This is a genomic window from Kutzneria sp. NPDC051319 (assembly GCF_040682195.1).
Classification (GTDB): domain Bacteria; phylum Actinomycetota; class Actinomycetes; order Mycobacteriales; family Pseudonocardiaceae; genus Kutzneria.
Genome location: NZ_JBFBAM010000019.1, coordinates 70,357 through 87,557, shown reverse-complemented (window position 1 = coordinate 87,557; position 17,201 = coordinate 70,357). Strand labels below are relative to the sequence as shown.

At 69.6% G+C, this 17,201-nt stretch carries 19 protein-coding genes; 10 read left to right on the top strand and 9 right to left on the bottom strand.

The annotated features are described in order from the left end of the window. Positions 1–122: 122 nt before the first annotated feature. The gene (locus AB0M73_RS21305; protein WP_363892866.1) at positions 123–917 is read right to left on the bottom strand and encodes an exodeoxyribonuclease III; all 795 of its coding nucleotides are present in this window, start codon (positions 915–917) and stop codon (positions 123–125) included. 129 nt (positions 918–1,046) lie between these two features. Here AB0M73_RS21305 and AB0M73_RS21300 point away from each other — a divergent pair, with 129 nt between their 5' ends. Further along, positions 1,047–2,966: an APC family permease gene (locus AB0M73_RS21300; RefSeq protein ID WP_363892864.1), complete on the top strand. Its 1,920-nt coding sequence runs from the start codon at positions 1,047–1,049 to the stop codon at positions 2,964–2,966. Here AB0M73_RS21300 and AB0M73_RS21295 read toward each other — a convergent pair. The 3 genes from AB0M73_RS21295 to AB0M73_RS21285 form a co-directional block, all read right to left on the bottom strand. Continuing rightward, the gene (locus AB0M73_RS21295; protein WP_363892862.1) at positions 2,933–3,235 is read right to left on the bottom strand and encodes an SH3 domain-containing protein; all 303 of its coding nucleotides are present in this window, start codon (positions 3,233–3,235) and stop codon (positions 2,933–2,935) included. The genes AB0M73_RS21300 and AB0M73_RS21295 overlap by 34 nt on opposite strands. 141 nt (positions 3,236–3,376) lie before the next feature. Beyond that, complete coding sequence (locus AB0M73_RS21290) at positions 3,377–4,147, bottom strand: SGNH/GDSL hydrolase family protein (protein ID WP_363892860.1); 771 nt, start codon at positions 4,145–4,147, stop codon at positions 3,377–3,379. Between the two features lie 78 nt (positions 4,148–4,225). Next, positions 4,226–5,449: an NADP-dependent isocitrate dehydrogenase gene (locus AB0M73_RS21285; RefSeq protein ID WP_043721738.1), complete on the bottom strand. Its 1,224-nt coding sequence runs from the start codon at positions 5,447–5,449 to the stop codon at positions 4,226–4,228. A 205-nt stretch (positions 5,450–5,654) separates the two neighbouring features. Here AB0M73_RS21285 and AB0M73_RS21280 point away from each other — a divergent pair, with 205 nt between their 5' ends. Both AB0M73_RS21280 and AB0M73_RS21275 read left to right on the top strand, forming a co-directional pair. Continuing rightward, complete coding sequence (locus AB0M73_RS21280; protein WP_363892857.1) at positions 5,655–6,488, top strand: metal-dependent hydrolase; 834 nt, start codon at positions 5,655–5,657, stop codon at positions 6,486–6,488. Between the two features lie 52 nt (positions 6,489–6,540). Further along, complete coding sequence (locus AB0M73_RS21275; protein WP_363892855.1) at positions 6,541–6,855, top strand: helix-turn-helix domain-containing protein; 315 nt, start codon at positions 6,541–6,543, stop codon at positions 6,853–6,855. An 83-nt stretch (positions 6,856–6,938) separates the two neighbouring features. Here the strand turns inward: AB0M73_RS21275 and AB0M73_RS21270 are convergent, their stop codons facing one another. After that, positions 6,939–7,553 (bottom strand): DUF1707 domain-containing protein, encoded by a 615-nt coding sequence (locus AB0M73_RS21270; RefSeq protein WP_043721734.1) that lies wholly within the window; start codon positions 7,551–7,553, stop codon positions 6,939–6,941. Positions 7,554–7,641: 88 nt separating this feature from the next. Between AB0M73_RS21270 and AB0M73_RS21265 the strand changes: the two genes are divergently transcribed. The 4 genes from AB0M73_RS21265 to AB0M73_RS21250 are packed head-to-tail and all read left to right on the top strand — an operon-like array spanning position 7,642 to position 10,563. Then, a complete protein-coding gene (locus tag AB0M73_RS21265) occupies positions 7,642–8,442 on the top strand; it encodes an ABC-2 family transporter protein (protein WP_363892852.1) in 801 nt (266 codons plus the stop codon). Next, positions 8,435–9,235 carry an ABC-2 family transporter protein gene (locus tag AB0M73_RS21260; RefSeq protein WP_363892850.1) on the top strand — a complete coding sequence of 267 codons (801 nt, stop codon included), beginning with the start codon at positions 8,435–8,437 and terminating at the stop codon, positions 9,233–9,235. The genes AB0M73_RS21265 and AB0M73_RS21260 overlap by 8 nt, the downstream gene beginning before the upstream one ends. Continuing rightward, positions 9,232–10,185: an ATP-binding cassette domain-containing protein gene (locus AB0M73_RS21255; RefSeq protein ID WP_363892848.1), complete on the top strand. Its 954-nt coding sequence runs from the start codon at positions 9,232–9,234 to the stop codon at positions 10,183–10,185. The genes AB0M73_RS21260 and AB0M73_RS21255 overlap by 4 nt, the downstream gene beginning before the upstream one ends. A 9-nt stretch (positions 10,186–10,194) precedes the next feature. Continuing rightward, positions 10,195–10,563 (top strand): hypothetical protein, encoded by a 369-nt coding sequence (locus tag AB0M73_RS21250; protein WP_363892846.1) that lies wholly within the window; start codon positions 10,195–10,197, stop codon positions 10,561–10,563. 54 nt (positions 10,564–10,617) lie between these two features. On the opposite strand, the gene AB0M73_RS21245 is transcribed toward AB0M73_RS21250, so the two are convergent. Further along, positions 10,618–11,145, bottom strand: coding sequence for a DUF3455 domain-containing protein (locus AB0M73_RS21245; RefSeq protein WP_363892844.1), 528 nt, complete (start codon positions 11,143–11,145; stop codon positions 10,618–10,620). Between the two features lie 125 nt (positions 11,146–11,270). Between AB0M73_RS21245 and AB0M73_RS21240 the strand changes: the two genes are divergently transcribed. From AB0M73_RS21240 to AB0M73_RS21230, 3 genes are read left to right on the top strand one after another with little or no spacing between them, the layout of a single operon-like run. Continuing rightward, a complete protein-coding gene (locus AB0M73_RS21240) occupies positions 11,271–11,966 on the top strand; it encodes a response regulator transcription factor (RefSeq protein ID WP_052396712.1) in 696 nt (231 codons plus the stop codon). 1 nt (position 11,967) lies between these two features. Continuing rightward, complete coding sequence (locus tag AB0M73_RS21235) at positions 11,968–13,428, top strand: HAMP domain-containing sensor histidine kinase (protein WP_363892841.1); 1,461 nt, start codon at positions 11,968–11,970, stop codon at positions 13,426–13,428. Between the two features lie 12 nt (positions 13,429–13,440). After that, positions 13,441–14,631 (top strand): cytochrome P450, encoded by a 1,191-nt coding sequence (locus AB0M73_RS21230; RefSeq protein WP_363892839.1) that lies wholly within the window; start codon positions 13,441–13,443, stop codon positions 14,629–14,631. Positions 14,632–14,685: 54 nt separating this feature from the next. Here AB0M73_RS21230 and AB0M73_RS21225 read toward each other — a convergent pair whose 3' ends face one another. From AB0M73_RS21225 to AB0M73_RS21215, 3 genes are all read right to left on the bottom strand, one after another. Next, on the bottom strand, positions 14,686–15,672 hold the full coding sequence (locus AB0M73_RS21225) for a malate dehydrogenase (RefSeq protein WP_363892837.1): 987 nt from the start codon (positions 15,670–15,672) through the stop codon (positions 14,686–14,688). A gap of 278 nt (positions 15,673–15,950) precedes the next feature. Continuing rightward, positions 15,951–16,253: a DUF3017 domain-containing protein gene (locus AB0M73_RS21220; protein WP_363892835.1), complete on the bottom strand. Its 303-nt coding sequence runs from the start codon at positions 16,251–16,253 to the stop codon at positions 15,951–15,953. Further along, entirely contained in the window at positions 16,250–17,110 is an 861-nt protein-coding gene (locus AB0M73_RS21215; RefSeq protein WP_363892833.1) for a bifunctional methylenetetrahydrofolate dehydrogenase/methenyltetrahydrofolate cyclohydrolase, read from the bottom strand. The genes AB0M73_RS21220 and AB0M73_RS21215 overlap by 4 nt, the downstream gene beginning before the upstream one ends. Positions 17,111–17,201 lie beyond the last annotated feature (91 nt).

Here is a 17,201-nt window from a genome sequence, read left to right as displayed (position 1 = left end):
GCGTAGGGAGACCACTCTCACAGGAAGAGCGGGAATAAACCCGCGAGTCCCGCTTACCGTCACACCGAGTGTGTGAAACCGATTCACGCATTCGGTGTGACGCTGGGCGGGACTCGCGGGGTTCAGATGTCGTAGCGGACGGTCACGGGGGCGTGGTCGGACCAGCGCTCGGCGTAGGTGGCGGCGCGCTCGGTGACGGCGGACACGGCCTTGGTGGCCAGACCCTCGCTGGCGACGTGGAGGTCGATGCGCCAGCCGGAGTCGTTGTCGAAGGCCTTGCCGCGGTAGGACCACCAGCTGTACGGGCCGGCCGTGTCGGGGTGCAGGGAGCGCACGACGTCGACGTAGCCGGCGGCGTAGAGGCGGTCGAGCCAGGAGCGTTCCTCCGGCAGGAAGCCGGCGGACTTCTGGTTGGTCTTCCAGGACTTGAGGTCCTCGGGGCGGTGCGCGATGTTCCAGTCGCCGCAGACCAGCACCTCCCGGCCGTCCGCCTCGGCCTTGGCCCGCAGCTCGACGAGGTGGGCGAAGAAGGCGTCGAGGAAGCGGTACTTCTCGTCCTGCTTGGGGGTGCCGGCGTCGCCGCTGGGCAGGTAGAGGCTGGCCACCACCACGTCGGCCAGCTCGAACTCGACGTAGCGGCCGCCGCGGTCGAACTCGGCGGAGCCGAAGCCGACGCGGACGGCCTCGGGGGCGGTCCGGGACAACAGCGCGACGCCGGCCCGGCCCTTCAGCTCGGACTCGGCCAGCACGGTGTGCCAGCCGGCCGGTTCGAGCAGCTCGGCGGGCAGCTGACCGGGCTCGGCCCGGGTCTCCTGCAGGCACACGACGTCCGCCTCGGTGGCGGCGAGCCACTCGACGAAGCCCTTCTTGGCGGCGGCGCGCAGGCCGTTGACGTTGATCGTGGAGACGGTCAGCACGGCCAAGAGCCTAGCGGCATCAGGAACGCGTAAACGGACGCCGTGCCGGCGTAAGGATCGCATCAGTGCCGGCCGCGCCGCCATCTTGGCCCCGCACGCTCGAACCGAGCAACCGGCGAGAGGGAAAGCGTGTTCGACGTCGTGAAACGGCTGCTCGTGGGCCGTCCCCTGCGCAGCGAGCGGTTGGGTGACACGCTGTTGCCCAAGTGGCTGGCGCTGCCGGTCTTCTGCAGCGACCCGATCTCGTCGGTGGCCTACGCGACCGAGCAGATCCTGCTCACGCTGGCGGTCGGCGGCGCGGGCTACCTGTCCCTGTCGACGCCGGTCGCGGCGGCGGTGGCGATCGTGCTGATCGTCGTGGTCGCTTCCTACCGCCAGACCTGCTACGCCTACCCGAGCGGCGGCGGCGCCTTCGTCGTCGCCAAGGCGAACCTGGGTGAGACGGCCGCATTGACGGCGGCGGCAGCGCTGTTGGTCGACTACGTGATGACGGTCGCCGTGTCGGTGGTCTCCGGCGTCGTCGCGATCATCTCGGCGATCCCGGAGCTGGCGCCGGACGCGGTGGCCGTCTCGGTCGGCTTCGTCGTGGTGATCGCGCTGGCAAACCTGCGCGGTGTCAAGGAATCCGGCAGGACGTTCGCCGTTCCGACGTATGCGTTCATCGCCTTGACGTTCCTGATGTTCGCCGTCGCGGCGGTCCGAGGCCTGAACGGGACGCTGCCGCAGGCGTCGACGGCCGCTGTTCCGTTGCACCCCACGGAGAGCTTCGCCGGCATCGGCACGGTTTTCCTGGCGCTGCGGGCCTTCGCGTCCGGCTGCACGGCGTTGACGGGCGTCGAGGCGATCAGCAACGGCGTGCCGTCGTTTCGCAAACCCAAGCCGCACAACGCGGCGACGACGCTGGTGATGATGGGCGTCATGGCGGTGGCCATGTTCGCCGGCCTCACGGCGCTGGCCGTGAACCTCAACGCCCGCGCGCGGCCGGACGGCAACCCGTCGGTGATCTCCCAGGTCGCGACGAGTGTGTTCGGCGGCGGCTCGGTCCTGTTCTACCTGTTCCAGGCGGCCACCGCGGGCATCCTGATCCTGGCCGCCAACACCGCGTTCAACGGATTCCCCGGCCTGGCCTCGATCCTGGCCCGGGAGCGCTACCTGCCCCGGCAGCTGCACAACCGCGGCGACCGCCTGGTGTTCAGCAACGGCATCCTGCTGCTGGCGGCGTTCGCGGTGCTGCTGATCATCGGCTTCGACGCCAACATCGACAGCCTGATCCAGCTCTACATCATCGGCGTGTTCACCAGCTTCACGCTCAGCCAGGCCGGCATGGTCGTGCACTGGAAGCGGACGCTGGCCACGGAAACCGATCCTGGCCGGCGGGCCAGGATTCGCGGCTCGCAGGCGATCAACGCCTTCGGCGCCGGGCTGACCGGGGTGGTGCTGGTTGTCGTGTTCGCCACCAAGGTGGTGCACGGGGCGTGGCTCGCGGTGCTGGCGATGGTGGTGCTTTTCGTGGTGATGCGGGCGATCAGCCGCTACTACCGGCGGTTCGAGCAGCAGGTCGAGAACGTGAGAACAAGCACCACGCTGCCGCCGACGGTGCACGCGCTGGTGCTGGTCTCCCGACTGCACCAGCCGGCGCTCCAGGCGCTGGCCTTCGCCAAGGCGACCCGGCCGGACCGGCTGGAAGCCGTCACGGTGGCCGCAGACGACGACGAAACCCGCAACCTGCAACAGCAATGGGAGCGCAAGGGCATCAAGGTGCCGCTGGTTGTGCTGTCCTCGCCGTACCGTGACGTGAGCAAGCCGATCGTGGACCACGTGACCCGGATACACGCCCGGGACAAGCGCGGTGTGGTCAGCGTCTTCATCCCGGAGTACGTGGTGCGGCGCTGGTGGCAGCACCTGCTGCACAACCAGAGTGCATTGCGGCTCAAGGCAAGGCTGCTGTTCACGCCGGGCGTGGTGGTGGTCAACGTGCCGTACCACATCGGCCTGGACGACCAGGGCTGGCTGACTCAGCAGGTGTTGCCGGCCGCCGCGACCAAGTAATCGGCGGATGCCCAGCGGACGCCGTCGATTTGACGGAAACCGTTCTGCACCAACGGTTGCGCGGTCACGGGCTGGCTCTGCACCAGCCGTCCGACGACCCGGGCCGAGGTGTCGGGGCCGGCCCGCACGTTGAGCACGTCGGCGTTGACCGTGAAGGCGCACTGCGAATTGCCCTGCGACGCCTCGGCGTTGTGGTGCGCGACCATGGCGAACGCCACGACGCCGACCCCGCCGACCACGGCCAGTTTGATCACCGGAATGCCGAACACCCCGTCCTCCTCCCGCCAAGACGCCGCCGATTCCCTTCCGGCGAGACATCTCAGCAGTACCGGAGGACGGGGCGCGGCAGAACCACCCGGTCCGGAATCCACCCGGCCGGGACCCCTACCGGGCTATGCCGTCACCAACGGTCACAGCAGGGGCTGAAGCAGGTTCGCGAACGCCACGTGGCCGTCGCGGTTGGGGTGGTAGGACTCGGTGGTGGGGTTGGAGAGGCCGTTGAGCCACTCCACCTTGTCGCACACGGCGTGGCCGGTGAACGCCGTCCGCACGTCCTCGAACACGAACCCGTGCGCCGCGGCCCGGGCCTTGATGGCGTTGTCGAGCTGGTCCGCGCCGGCGTTGAGCTGCCCCTGCTCGGTCGAGCTGATCCGGGCCAGCAGGTTGCACTCGTCGCCGTTGAACAGACGCGGGTAGCCGACCACCACGACCGTGGCGTTGGGTGCCCGGGTGTGGATCTGCGTGTAGAGGTTGTCCAGGGCCCCGTTGAGGGTGCTGGAGATCAGCGCGAGCGCCTTGTTGATGTCGCCGGTGCAGTTGTAGAACGGCAGCGCGCACTTCTCGATCACGCCCGAGAAGCCGATGTCGTTGCCACCCACGGAAAGCGTGACGAACCGGGTCGAGGTGGACAGGGCGCCGACCTGCTTGCTGAGCACGTCGCCGGTCTTGGCCCCGCTGCACGCCTGGAAGTCCAGGGCCAGCCCGAGTCGACCGGCCAGCAGCGGGGCGTAGGCGTACGAGGAGCGCTTGCAGGTAGCGTCGATGTACGTCCGAGTGCCCACGCCGGAGGCGTAGGAGTCGCCGAGGGCGACGTAGCCGGGCTGTGCGGCCGCGGAGGCCGTGCCGGCGAGCGTGATACCGAGCATTGCGGTCAGGACCGCGAGCAGGAGCTTTTTCCCCATGCGCCGGAAGGTAAACCGTGACCGGCACACAAAAGGGCCCCGTCACCCGACGGGGCCCTTTTGGTCACGCTATGGCGCTCAGGCGGACGCCATCCGCTTCTGCAGGTTCTCGTCGAGGGTGTTGAGGAACGCCTCGGTGGTCTGCCACGGCTGGTCCTTGCCGATCAGCAGGGCCAGGTCCTTGGTCATGGCGCCGGCCTCGACCGAGGAGATGACGACCTCCTCCAGGGCGGTGGCGAACTGGGACACGGCCGGGGTGCCGTCCAGCTTGCCGCGGTGCTGCAGGCCACGGGTCCACGCGAAGATCGAGGCGATCGGGTTGGTGGAGGTGGGCTTGCCCTGCTGGTGCTGGCGGTAGTGCCGGGTCACGGTGCCGTGCGCGGCCTCGGCCTCGACGGTGCGGCCGTCCGGCGTCATCAGCACCGACGTCATCAGGCCCAGCGAGCCGAAGCCCTGCGCGACGGTGTCGGACTGGACGTCGCCGTCGTAGTTCTTGCACGCCCAGACGTAGCCGCCCTCCCACTTCATCGCGGCGGCGACCATGTCGTCGATCAGGCGGTGCTCGTAGGTCAGGCCCTTGGCGTCGAAGTCGGCCTTGAACTCGGCCTCGAAGATCTCCTGGAACACGTCCTTGAACATGCCGTCGTAGGCCTTGAGGATCGTGTTCTTGGTCGACATGTAGACCGGGTACTCGCGCTGCAGGCCGTAGGACAGGGAGGCGCGCGCGAAGTCCTCGATGGACTTGCGGAAGTTGTACATCCCCATGGCGACGCCGCCGCCCTCGGGGTAGTTGCCCACCACGTGCTGGATCGGCTCGGAGCCGTCGGCCGGCGTGAAGGTGATGGTCAGCTCGCCCGGGCCGGGCACCTTGAAGTTGGTGGCCTTGTACTGGTCGCCGTGGGCGTGACGGCCGATGATGATCGGCTTGGTCCAGCCCGGCACCAGCCGCGGGATGTTGGAGATGACGATCGGCTCGCGGAAGATGACGCCGCCGAGGATGTTGCGGATCGTGCCGTTGGGCGAGAGCCACATCTTCTTCAGGCCGAACTCCTCGACCCGCGCCTCGTCCGGCGTGATGGTGGCGCACTTCACACCGACGCCGTGCTTCTTGATGGCGTTGGCGGAGTCGATCGTGACCTGGTCGTCGGTCGCGTCCCGGTGCTCGATGCCCAGGTCGTAGTAGTCCAGGTTGACGTCCAGGTACGGGTGGATCAGCTTGTCCTTGATGAACTGCCAGATGATGCGGGTCATCTCGTCGCCGTCGAGCTCGACGACGGTGCCTTCGACCTTGATCTTGCCCATGCGCCGGGCTCTCCTCTCGCGACAATGCAAGCAGTACAAGTGTACTGCTAACTCTTCGTGATCGCTTCAGGGGCGTGGCCAACGACACTGTGCTTGTGCCGCACGTGCCGCGCGGGGCGAGGTCACGGCATGTCACCCCGATCCTTCAGCCATCGACAGGTAGCCTCCCCTGCCGGCACAAGTGATCTTGAAGCAGGGGGGCGTCGTGTCGACCGGACCTACGCACGCGATGAGCGGGCTGATGATGTGGGGCGGGGTGTCCATCGCGGCGATCGCCGACAACCTGCCGATGACACCGCAGACCTGGGTCGTGGGGGCAGCCCTGTGCAGCGGCGCGGCCCTGCTGCCGGACCTGGACCACCCCGAGGCGACCGTGGCGCACACGTTCGGCAAGGTCACGTGGGTGCTGTCCAAGGGCGTGCACTGGTTCAGCCACATCGTCTACCGCGGCACCCGCCTGCGCAGCGACGCCAACCGGCACGGCGGCCACCGGGGCGTGACCCACACCCTGCTGTTCGCCGCGGCCGCCGGCGCGGGCACCTATGCGGTGGTGGAGTGGGCCCACAAGATCGCCCTGTTACCGCTGCTGTTCCTGTTCTGTGCCCTGGCCGTCCGCGGGCTGCTGCACGAGTGGACGCCCAAAGGCCACGTGCTCGGCGTGACGATCCTGTCGTTGGGTCTCACGGTCCTGTGCTGGCACTGGATCGACGTCGGCCCGGCCGAACAGGCGATGTGGTGCGCGACAGCGGTCGCCGCCGGCTGTCTGGCCCACTGTCTCGGCGACTCCATCACCGAGCAGGGCTGCCCGATCTTCTGGCCGATCCCGTTCTCCGGCAAGACCTGGTACCCGGTGGCGCTGCCCAAGCCGATGCGGATGCGCACCGGCGGCCGGGTCGAGCTGGGCATGGTGCTGCCGGTGCTGACCGTGCTCGGCGTCTGGCTGTCGCTGGCCTCGCTGCAACGCACCGGCGTGGCCACCTGGGTCCCGTTCGACCTGCTGACCCTGCACCACGTGCCGGCCGTCGTCGCGGGCCGCTGACGGTCCCTCTTCGACCGCCGCCGATTTTCGACCGGGCTCGTACAATGGCGGCATGAGCACCGCGACCGCCCTGGAGCACCCCATCCGGAAGGACATCCGGATCGAGGGGGTGCTGCAGGCGCTGGCCGACCCGGTGCGGCTGCGCATCGTGCGGGCCATCGCCGACCACGGCGAGATCGCCTGCGGCGTGCTCGACCTGCCGGTCAGCAAGTCCACGCTCACCCACCACTACCGGGTGCTGCGCGAGTCCGGCGTCATCCACCAGCGCCCGGTCGGCACGTCCAAGGTCAACAGCCTGCGCCGCGAGGACCTGGACACCCTGTTCCCCGGCCTGCTCGACGGCGTTCTGGCCGCTCCCCGCGACTAGCTCGCCCCCAGGCTTATGCAGGGAAGGACGCCTTACCCGCGTTGAACGAGGGTAAGGCGTCCTTCCCTGCATACGGGGCCGAGTCAGCGGCGGGGGCCCTTGATCGTCAGCGCCGACATGCTCAGGTCGCCGCTGATGGCGATGTGCGGCGTGCCCTGGCGTCCCTGGTAGCCGACCCGGTCGGTGACCGAGGAACCCATTTTCGTGTTGAGGTCGTTCAACGTGACGCTGGCGCCCTCCGGCAGCCGCAGCGTCACGGCGCCGCCGGTCACGTCCAGCCGCATGTCCAGCTGCTCGTGCTCGAAGGCGGCCTCGGTGAAGTCCAGGTTCACGCCGGAACCCCACTTGGAGCGGACCACCATCGACCGCGGCACCTGCCAGTAGCCGTTGCGGTTGAGGCTGGACCCGCAGCCGCTGGACAGCACCATCGGATCGCCGGGCAGCCGCGGCCCGGACGACTGCCGGCCGCCCCACAGTCCACCCCGGACGCGCATCTCCGGATGCGTCATACCCGGCAGGTCGGCCAGCACCACGTTCAGCTCGGCCCGGGTCCGCGAGGCCAGCGCCACGTCGGTGCGGTCGGTGAACTCCTCCAGCGTCAGCAGCCCCATGCCGATCGCCTTCTGCAGCAACCCGATCACGTGCTCCCGCTCCGCGTCCGAGACGCGAAGCTCCCTGTTGCTCACCCCGTTCACCATGACACCGATGCTAGGCGCGGGCGCCCCCGGACCGGATCGGGGAAATCCCCGGATAAATGAGTTGCCACGACCCCTAGCGTGGACAGACGTGTGTGCAGTGATCGGCTGTTATCTCCGCATCACGCTCGCCGGATTCCACAGGTACTCCACCTACCGCCAAGCCGTGCTCGCCGGGACCGCGACCAACATCGTCTTCGGACTGATCAAGGTCGGCATCCTGTCGGGGGTTTTTCTGGCGCGCGATGGGGCCTCGATCGGCGGCTACGACCTGACCACCACCATTACCTACGTCTGGCTCGGCCAGGGCCTGCTCGGTGTCGTCGACCTCTGGAGCGAGGACGACCTGGCCGAGCGGATCAGGACCGGCGACATCGTCGTCGACCTGTCCCGCCCCTGGAACCTCCAGACCGCGCTGCTGTGCACCGACCTCGGCCGGGCGGGCTACAGCGCGATCGCCCGCTTCGTCCCCCAACTGCTGCTGGGGGCCGTGTTCTTCCCGTTCCGCTGGCCGGACGACCCCATGGTCGCGCCGACCTTCGTGCTGAGCACCGCGCTGGCCGTGCTGGTCAGCTTCAACATGCGCTTCCTGCTCGGGCTGACCACGTTCTGGCTGCTTGATTCTCGTGGCGTGCGCAGCCTGTACGGCATCGCGGCGCCCACCCTGGCCGGGTTGGAGATCCCGCTGTCCTTCTTCCCCGGCTGGGCCCAGCACGCGCTGTCGTTCACCCCGTTCCCGTCCATGCTTCAGTTCCCCATCAACGTGTTCGTGCAGGACGGGCCGGTGCTGGCCACGCTGGCCCAGCAGCTGCTCTGGGCGCTCCTGCTCGCCGCGACCGCCCGGCTCGTGCTGGCCCGGGCCATGCACAAGGTGGTGGTGCAGGGTGGCTGACCTGGCCGTCTACTTCCGGCTGGCCCGGGCCCAGATCCGCGGCCAGCTCAGCTATCGCGGCTCGTTCGTGATGAACTGCTTCGGGCAGGCGCTGGCCCAGGGCAACGACCTGCTGGTGATCCTGGTCGTGTTCGGGCGGGTCGCCGCCCTCGGCGGCTTCGACATCACGGCCGTGCTGCTGTTCTACGCCCTGTCCGGCATGTCGTTCGGGCTGGCCGACATGGTGGTGGGCAGCATCGAGCGGCTGCCCACCTATGTCCGCACCGGCGCCTTCGACGTGGTGCTCATGCGTCCACTCGCGACACTGTTCCAGCTGTTCGCCGGCGACTTCCAGCTGCGCCGCATCGGCCGCGTGCTCACGGCCTTCGGCACCCTGGTCTACGTCCTGTCCACAACGGACATTCACTGGACGCCGGCCAAGGCCCTGCTGCTCGGGCTCACCCCGCTGGCCGGGGCCACGATCTTCGCTGCCATCTTCGTGGCCGCCAACTCGGTCTCGTTCTGGTTCGTCGACTCCCGAGAGCTGGCCAACACCGTCACCTACGGCGGCAGCTACCTGACCTCGTACCCGATCACCGTGTACGTGGGCTGGCTGCGCACGTTGATGGCCTACATCGTGCCCGGGGCCTTCGTCGCCTACTACCCCGGCCTCACCCTGCTCGACCGCGCCGACCCGCTGGGCGGCCCGAGCTGGCTGGGCTGGCTCGCCACCCCGGTGGCCGCGCTGGCCGCCCTGGTCGCCGGCCTGATCTGGCGCACCGCCGTCCGCCACTACCGAGGAACGGGATCATGATCGAGGTCAGCGAGCTGGGCCGGACGTTCACCGTGACGCGCAAGGCCGGGCGGTTCCGCCGGACCCGCCAGGACGTGGTGGCGGTCGGCGGCGTGTCGTTCGAGGTCCGGGCGGGCGAGACCGTCGGATACATCGGGCCGAACGGGGCGGGCAAGTCGACGACCATCAAGATGCTGACCGGGATCCTGGTGCCGACTGCCGGCCGGGTGCGGGTGTGCGGGCTGGATCCGAGTCGACAACGGGCGGAGCTGGCGCGGCGAATAGGCGTGGTTTTCGGGCAGCGCAGCCAGTTGTGGTGGGATCTGCCGCTGCGGGAGAGCTTCGACCTGCTGCGGCACATCTTTCGGGTGCCGGCCGGCGATCACGCCAAGCGTCTGCAGGAATGCACGGAACTGCTTGGGCTGCATGAGTTTCTGGACACGCCGGTCCGGCAGTTGTCGCTGGGGCAACGGATGCGGGGCGAGGTGACGGCGGCGCTGCTGCACGGCCCGGAGCTGCTCGTGCTGGACGAGCCGACGATCGGGCTGGACCTGGATTCCAAGGAGCGGCTGCGGGAGTTCCTGTCGGAGCTGAACACCACCCGCGGCACCACGCTGCTGCTGACCACGCACGATCTGGACGACATCGAACGGCTGTGCCGGCGGATGATGGTGATCGACCGCGGCCGGGTGCTGGCCGACGGGCCGTTGGCCGAGCTGCGGGACGAGGTCACGCCGGAGCGGGTGCTGGTGGTGGACTTCGAGCGGCCGTGCGAGGAGCTGACCGGGCTGCCCGGGGTGCAGACCGTGAAGGTGGAGGGCGGCGGCCTGCGCCAGCAGCTGTCGTTCCGCCGGGACACGGTGACCGCGGCCACCCTGATCAGCATGATCTCCCAGCGGTCGCCCGTGCACGACGTGGCGGTGATCGAACCCGACATAGATGACGTGGTACGCCAGTTGTACCGCCGGTAATGTCGTGTGGTGCGGACAACTCTGGTCATGACGGTCGCGCTGGCGCTGTTCACGGTGGCGGCCTGCGACTCCTCGGCGTCCTCGAACGGGCCCCGGCCGAAGGCGGAGATCTGCGCCCAGGCGCTGGGATCAGCGCTGCTCGGCGAGGTCGGCGACGCGGCCCAGCGGGACGCCACCCGCGCCAAGGAGCTGGCCGACCTGTTCACCAAGCTCTCGGCCCAGACCCAGGACCAGGAGCTGTCCCAGGCGCTGCGCGACGCCGCGTCAACCGCCGGTGAGGCCGCGCTCGACCACCTCACCAACGGCGAGCTGCTGAAATGGGCCCAGCAGGAGACCGACCGCATCAACACCCTGCGCCGCATCTGCACAGGCGGCTGAGTTCGGAAGGGACCATTCCTCCACTCGGAGTGTAGGAATGGTCCCTTCATTGCGTCAGCCCTTGACCCAGAAGGTGTAGGTGGCGGAGTAGGGCACGGAGGCCTGGGCGCCGTCGGTGCACTTGCCGGCGGGGGCGAGGCCGCCCTTGGTGGCCAGGCGCTGCACGTAGGTGACGTCGGCGAACTGCCCCTTGCCGTGGTTCTCCGACGCCTTGAGCAGCAGCTCCGGGACGGCGTCGGCGTGTTTGACGGAGGCGCCGGGCACGGCGGTGGCGCCGACCTCGCTGCCGTCGACCGTCGACACCCAGATGGGGCCCTTGAAGTGCAGGGCGACGGGTTTGCCGTGGTCGGAGATGGTGGCCGCGGGTTCGAGCAGGGTCCAGGCGGCCTTGGCGCACTGGTAGATCTGGACACCGTCGCCCTGGTAGCTGGCCAGCAAGCTGTTGCCGGCCGGGACCTTGACCGCGTCGGGGGCGGAAACCTCTTGCTGGGCAAGGGGTTTGACGCTGGTCTGGGGCGCGGAGCACGCGGCCAGGCCAACAGCGGCCGTCACGAGGGCGAGCGCCACCGTCACACGGTTCATGGTGTTTGTCTCCCAGAGGCGAGGTAGGAAGGAACACCGCGAACACGAGTGATCCACAGCCCCGGTTCGGCCGGGTGACCCAGGTCACAGCGGAACGCGGAGTTGACGCGATTCGTTGGATCGGCGTGGAACGCCCGCCCCTGGTGTACGGACAGGGCCAGCACCTGCTGGTCGTCGACGACGAGCCGGGCATCACCGAGATGCTGGCCACCACCCTTGGCCTGGCCGGCTACCAGGTCCGCACGGCGGCGACCGGCCGCGAGGCGCTGCGGCTGATCGCGACCGAGCCGCCGGACCTGGTCATCCTGGACGTGATGCTGCCGGACGTGGACGGCTTCGAGGTGTGCCGGCGGGTGTCCGAGCAGCCGGACGCGCCGCCGGTGCTGCTGCTGACCGCCCGCAACTCGGTGCTGGACAAGGTGACCGGCCTGACCACCGGCGCCGAGGACTACCTGACCAAGCCGTTCAGCATCCCGGAGGTGCTGGCCCGGGTGCAGGTGCTGCTGCGGCGGGCCCGGCGCAGCGCCGATCCGGTGCTGAGCGTGGGCGGTGTCGTGATGGACGAGGGCACGCGGCAGGTGACCCGGGACGGCCGTCTGGTGGAACTGTCCCCGACCGAATACCGATTGCTGCGCTACCTGATGGCCAACGCCGGCCGGGTGGTGTCGAAGAGCCAGGTGCTGGAACACGTGTGGCGGCACGACTTCGGCGACGGCGTGGTGGAGAAGGTGGTCTCGCGGCTGCGGCAGAAGCTGGACGCCACCGGCGCGCCGCTGATCCACACGGTGCGCGGCTTCGGCTACAGCCTGCGGGAGGGCTGAGGTGCGCCGCGCGAACTCGTTGCGCGGGCGGCTGGTCTGCGCGGTGATCGTGCTGGCGGCGCTGGGCATGGTGATCGTGGACGCCGCCTCGATCGTCGCCCTTCAGGTGTACTTCCGCGATCGCGCGGACGCGTGGCTGGGCAACACCCGGGCCCGGGTGACGCAGCAGATCGACAACACCTCGGTGGTGCTGACCAAGGACAGCGTGGAGGCGCTGCTCCAGCCGGGCTACGTCGTCGCGCTGGTCGACCCGGACGGTCGGATCGTGGACCGCACGCCGGCGCTGGACTCGTTGGGCAACCCGGCCGCGCCGCCGACGCTGCCGGCCTTGCTGGGCAAGGACTTCGCCGCCAATCCGACGACGCTGACCTCGGCCGGCGGCCCGGACTACCGGGCGCAGATGTTCAACGTCGGCACGCACGTCCGCTACCTCGATGCCAGCGGCAAGTCGCAGCCGATCGCCAGCGCGCTGCTGGCCGAGAGCCTCGATCCGACGGCCGAGGCGCTCAACCGGCTCATCGTCTTCGAGCTGACGGCCACGGCGGCGGCGTTGGCCGGGATCGGGCTGCTGAGCTTCGGCGTGCTGCGGGTGGGCCTGCTTCCGTTGCGGGACATGGCCCGCACCGCGCGCCGGATCGCCGCCGGCGAGCTGCACCAACGCATCGAGGTGCCGAACGAGCGCTCCGAGGTCGGGCAGGTCGCGGCGGCGCTGAACGAGGCGTTCGACGCCCGCCAGCAGTCGGAGGAACGGCTGCGGCGGTTCGTCGCGGACGCCTCGCACGAGCTGCGCACGCCGCTGACCACCATTCGCGGCTGGGCCGAGATGCACCAGCACGGGCTGGCCGGCGAGGAGCTGACCGCGCTGTCGATGTCCCGTATCCAGCAGGAATCGGCCCGGATGCAGGACCTCGTCGGCGATCTGCTGTTGCTGGCCCAGCTCGACCAGCAGTACGAGCCGGCGACCGACCAGGTCGACGTGGCCGTGCTCGCGGCCGACGCCGTGGCCGATGCCCGGGTCACGGCGCCGCAGCGGCGGATCGAGCTCGCGGTCGACGGCGACACCGAGGTGACCGGCGACGAGAACCGGCTGCGCGAGGTGTTGCAGAACCTGATCGGCAATGCCCTGGTGCACACCCCTTCGGGCACGGAAATCGATGTCCGCGTGGCCGGATCGTCTGGCAGGGTGGAATTGGTTGTGGCCGACAACGGACCGGGGCTGGACGAGGCCACGGCGGACCGGGTGTTCGAGCGGTTCTTCCGCGCCGACCAGGCGCGGAGCCCGGGCACCGGCGGCACGGGGCTCGGGCTGAGCATCGTGCGCTCGATCGTGGCCGCGCACGGCGGCTCGGTCGAGCTGGTCACCCGTCCGGGCCAAGGCTGCGTCTTCACTGTCAGGCTTTCGTCAGCTTCGTGGGAGACGGCGGTCAGGCGCACCCGGTTGGCTGGAAACGACGCTGTCTGAGGGGAGATCACAGTGACCATCGAGGCGACACCGTTGCCTACGACGAGGCCGACGCCGTTCGACCCGCCGGAGGACTACCGCAAGCTGCGCGAGGACCAGCCGGTGAGCCGGTTGGCGATGCCGGACGGCTCCCTCGGCTGGCTGGTGACCAGCTACGAGCTGGTCCGCGCGGTGATGTCCGGGCCGCAATTCAGCTCGAAGTTCTCCACCATCACCAACCCGCTGCGGGTGATCCCGCCGGAGATGCGGCAGGACGCGCAGCCGGGCATGTTCATCGGCCAGGACCCGCCGGACCACGGCCGCTACCGCAAGCTGCTGACCGGGCAGTTCACCGTGCGGCGCATGCGGTCGCTGGAGCCGCGGATCCAGCAGATGGTGATCGACCACCTGGACGCCATGGAGGCGGCCGGCGACTCGGCCGACCTGGTCGACAAGTTCGCGCTGCCGATCCCGTCGCTGGTGATCTGCGAGCTGCTCGGCGTGCCGTACGAGGAGCGTGACGAGTTCCAGCACCGCACCGGCCGGATGCTCGACACCTCGCGGCCGTTCGAGGAGGCCCGCGCGGCCGGCGAGGCGGTCCGCGAGTACGTCGGCGACCTGGTGGCGCGCAAGCGGACCACGCCCGGCGACGACATGATCAGCGGCCTGTTCGAGTCGGACCCCACGCTGTCCAACGACGAGGTCGCGGAGATGGGCCTGCTGCTGCTCATCGCCGGCCACGAGACCACCGCCAACATGCTCGGCCTCGGCACTTTCCTGCTGTTGCAGCGGCCGGACCAGCTGGCCAAGCTGCGCGAGGACCCGAGCCTGATCAACAACGCCGTCGAGGAGCTGCTGCGCTACCTGTCAGTGGTGCAGTACGGCACCACGCGCGGCGTGATCGAGGACGTCGAGATCGGCGGGCAGCAGTTCCGCAAGGGCGAGACGGTGATCTGCTCGCTGGCCGCGGCCAACCGCGACCCGGCGCGCTTCGACAACCCCGAGATCCTGGACATCACCCGCTCGCACAGCACGCACATCGCGTTCGGGCACGGCATCCACCAGTGCCTCGGCCAGCAGCTGTCCCGGATCGAGATGCAGATCGCCTTCCGCGAGCTGTTCGACCGGTTCCCGAACCTGCGGCTGGCGGTCGAGCCGGAGGAAGTGAAGCTGCGCACGGCATCCGTGGTGTACGGCACGGCGACGCTGCCCGTCGCCTGGTGATCAACGCATGAGAAAGGCCCCCGCTGTGCGGGGGCCTTTCTTTTCAGATGGCGATCAGATCAGGCCCAGGTTGCGGACCGCGTCGCGCTCCTCCTCGAGCTCGGCCACGGTGGCCGCGATCTTGCCGCGGGAGAACTCGTTGACCGACAGGCCCTGGACGATCTCGTACTTGCCGTCCTTGCAGGTGACCGGGAACGAGGAGATCAGGCCCTCGGGCACGCCGTAGGAGCCGTCCGACGGCACGGCCATGGACGCCCACTGGCCCTCGGCGGTGCCGTTCACCCAGTCGTGGACGTGGTCGATGGCGGCGTTGGCGGCCGAGGCGGCCGAGGAGGCGCCGCGGGCCTCGATGATCGCCGCGCCGCGCTTGGCGACGGTCGGGATGAAGGTGTTGGCCACCCACTCCTGGTCGTCCACCAGCTCGAGGGCGTTGCGGTCGCCGACGACGGCGTGGCTCAGGTCGGGGTACTGGGTGGCGGAGTGGTTGCCCCAGATCACCAGCCGCTTGATCTCGGTCACCGGCACCTGGAGCTTGTTGGCCAGCTGCGAGTACGCGCGGTTCTCGTCGAGGCGGGTCATCGCGGTGAAGCGCTCGGCCGGCACGTCCGGCGCGTGCTGCTGGGCGATGAGGGCGTTGGTGTTGGCCGGGTTGCCGACCACCAGCACGCGCACGTCGTCGGCCGCGCCGGCGTTGATGGCCTCACCCTGCGGCTTGAAGATGCCGCCGTTGGCCTCCAGCAGGTCGCCGCGCTCCATGCCCTTGGTGCGGGGGCGGGCGCCGACCAGCAGGGCCACATTCACGCCGTCGAACGCCGTCTTGGCGTCGTCGGTGATGTCGATGCCCTCCAGCAGCGGGAACGCGCAGTCCTCCAGCTCCATGGCGGTGCCCTCGGCCGCCTTGACCGCCTGGGGGATCTCCAGCAGGCGCAGCCGAACCTTGGTGTCCTGGCCGAGCAGTTGACCCGAGGCGATCCGGAACAGCAGGGCGTAGCCGATCTGGCCAGCCGCACCGGTGACGGTCACGTTGACGGAGCGTGCCACAGGGAAGATCCTCCCGATCCGCAGTCTGCATCACGTCCACGGGGTGCGACCACCATGGCAGGAATCCTGTCCGGCGGCCTCAGCACCGGGACCGCGCACCGGGCGCGTCGCCCGGTTGCCGCACAGTACCAAGCACCCGCGACACCCGGCTGCTCACGGTGAGCAGCGTCGCAGCGTGGCCACCACCACCCCCGCGAGTCCCGCTCAGCGTCACACCGAACTGTATGAATCTGTTTCCGGATTTCGGTGTGACTGTGGGCGGGACTCGCAGGGGTTCGCTAGTCGAGGGGGCCGCCGGTGATGGTGGCGGCGATGAAGATGATCAAGAGGCCGAGGCCGCCGTACAGGACGATGTCGGTGAGCTTGCGGCGCACGGCGATCAGGGCCAGCTGGTTCTCCGGCAGCAGGGCCCGCAGCCCGGCGCCGACCAGCAGCGAGCCGCCGATCAGGCCGGAGCCGATCCGCCAGTGGTACAGGAAGATCAACGCCACCCCGGCCGCCACGACCGCCATGACCAGACCGAACGCGGTGTAGCGGCCGATCTCCTCGGTCCACCGGCGGCGACCGGTCACGGTGATCACGACTGAGCCGCGAGCGAGCGCTCGGCGGCCTCCACCACGTTGGCGAGCAGCATGGCCCGGGTCATCGGGCCGACGCCGCCCGGCATCGGCGCGAGATAACCGGCGACCTCGCGCACATCGGGGTGCACGTCGCCGCGCAACCCTTCGTCCGTCCGAGTGATACCGACGTCCAGCACGGCCGCGCCCGGCTTCACCATGTCGGCGGTGATCAGGCCGGCGACACCGGCCGCGGCCACCACGATGTCGGCCCGGCGCACCTCGGCCGCCAGGTCCTTGGTGCCGGTGTGGCACAGGGTCACGGTGGCGTTCTCGCTGCGGCGGGTCAGCAGCAGGCCCAGCGGCCGGCCGACCGTCACACCACGGCCGACGACGCACACCTGGGCACCGGCGATCGGCACCTCGTAGCGGCGCAGCAGCGCCACGATGCCGCTCGGCGTGCACGGCAGCGGGCCGGCCTCGCCCAGCACCAGCCGGCCCAGGCTGACCGGGTGCAGGCCGTCGGCGTCCTTGACCGGGTCGATCCGCTCCAGCAGCGCGCCCGTGTCCAGGTGCTTGGGCACCGGGAGCTGCACGATGTAGCCGGTGCAGGCCGGGTCGGCGTTCAGCTCGTCCAGCACGGCTTCCAGGTCGGCCTGCGAGATGTCGGCCGGCAGGTCGCGGCGGATCGAGGTGATGCCCACCTTGGCGCAGTCCGCGTGCTTGCCGCGCACGTAGGCGTGCGAGCCGGGGTCGTCGCCGACCAGCACGGTGGCCAGGCCCGGCGTCACCCCCTTGGCGGTGAGCGCGGCGACCCTGACCCGCAGGTCGTCGAAGATCGCGTCGCGGGTGGCCTTGCCGTCGAGGATCGTGGCGGTCACGGTTCCCATCATGCCGTGCTTGTGCCGCGCGTTCCGCGCGGGGCGAGATCGCTCGTGACCGGTGCCTTCCCTGGCCGGATTAGGCACCGGC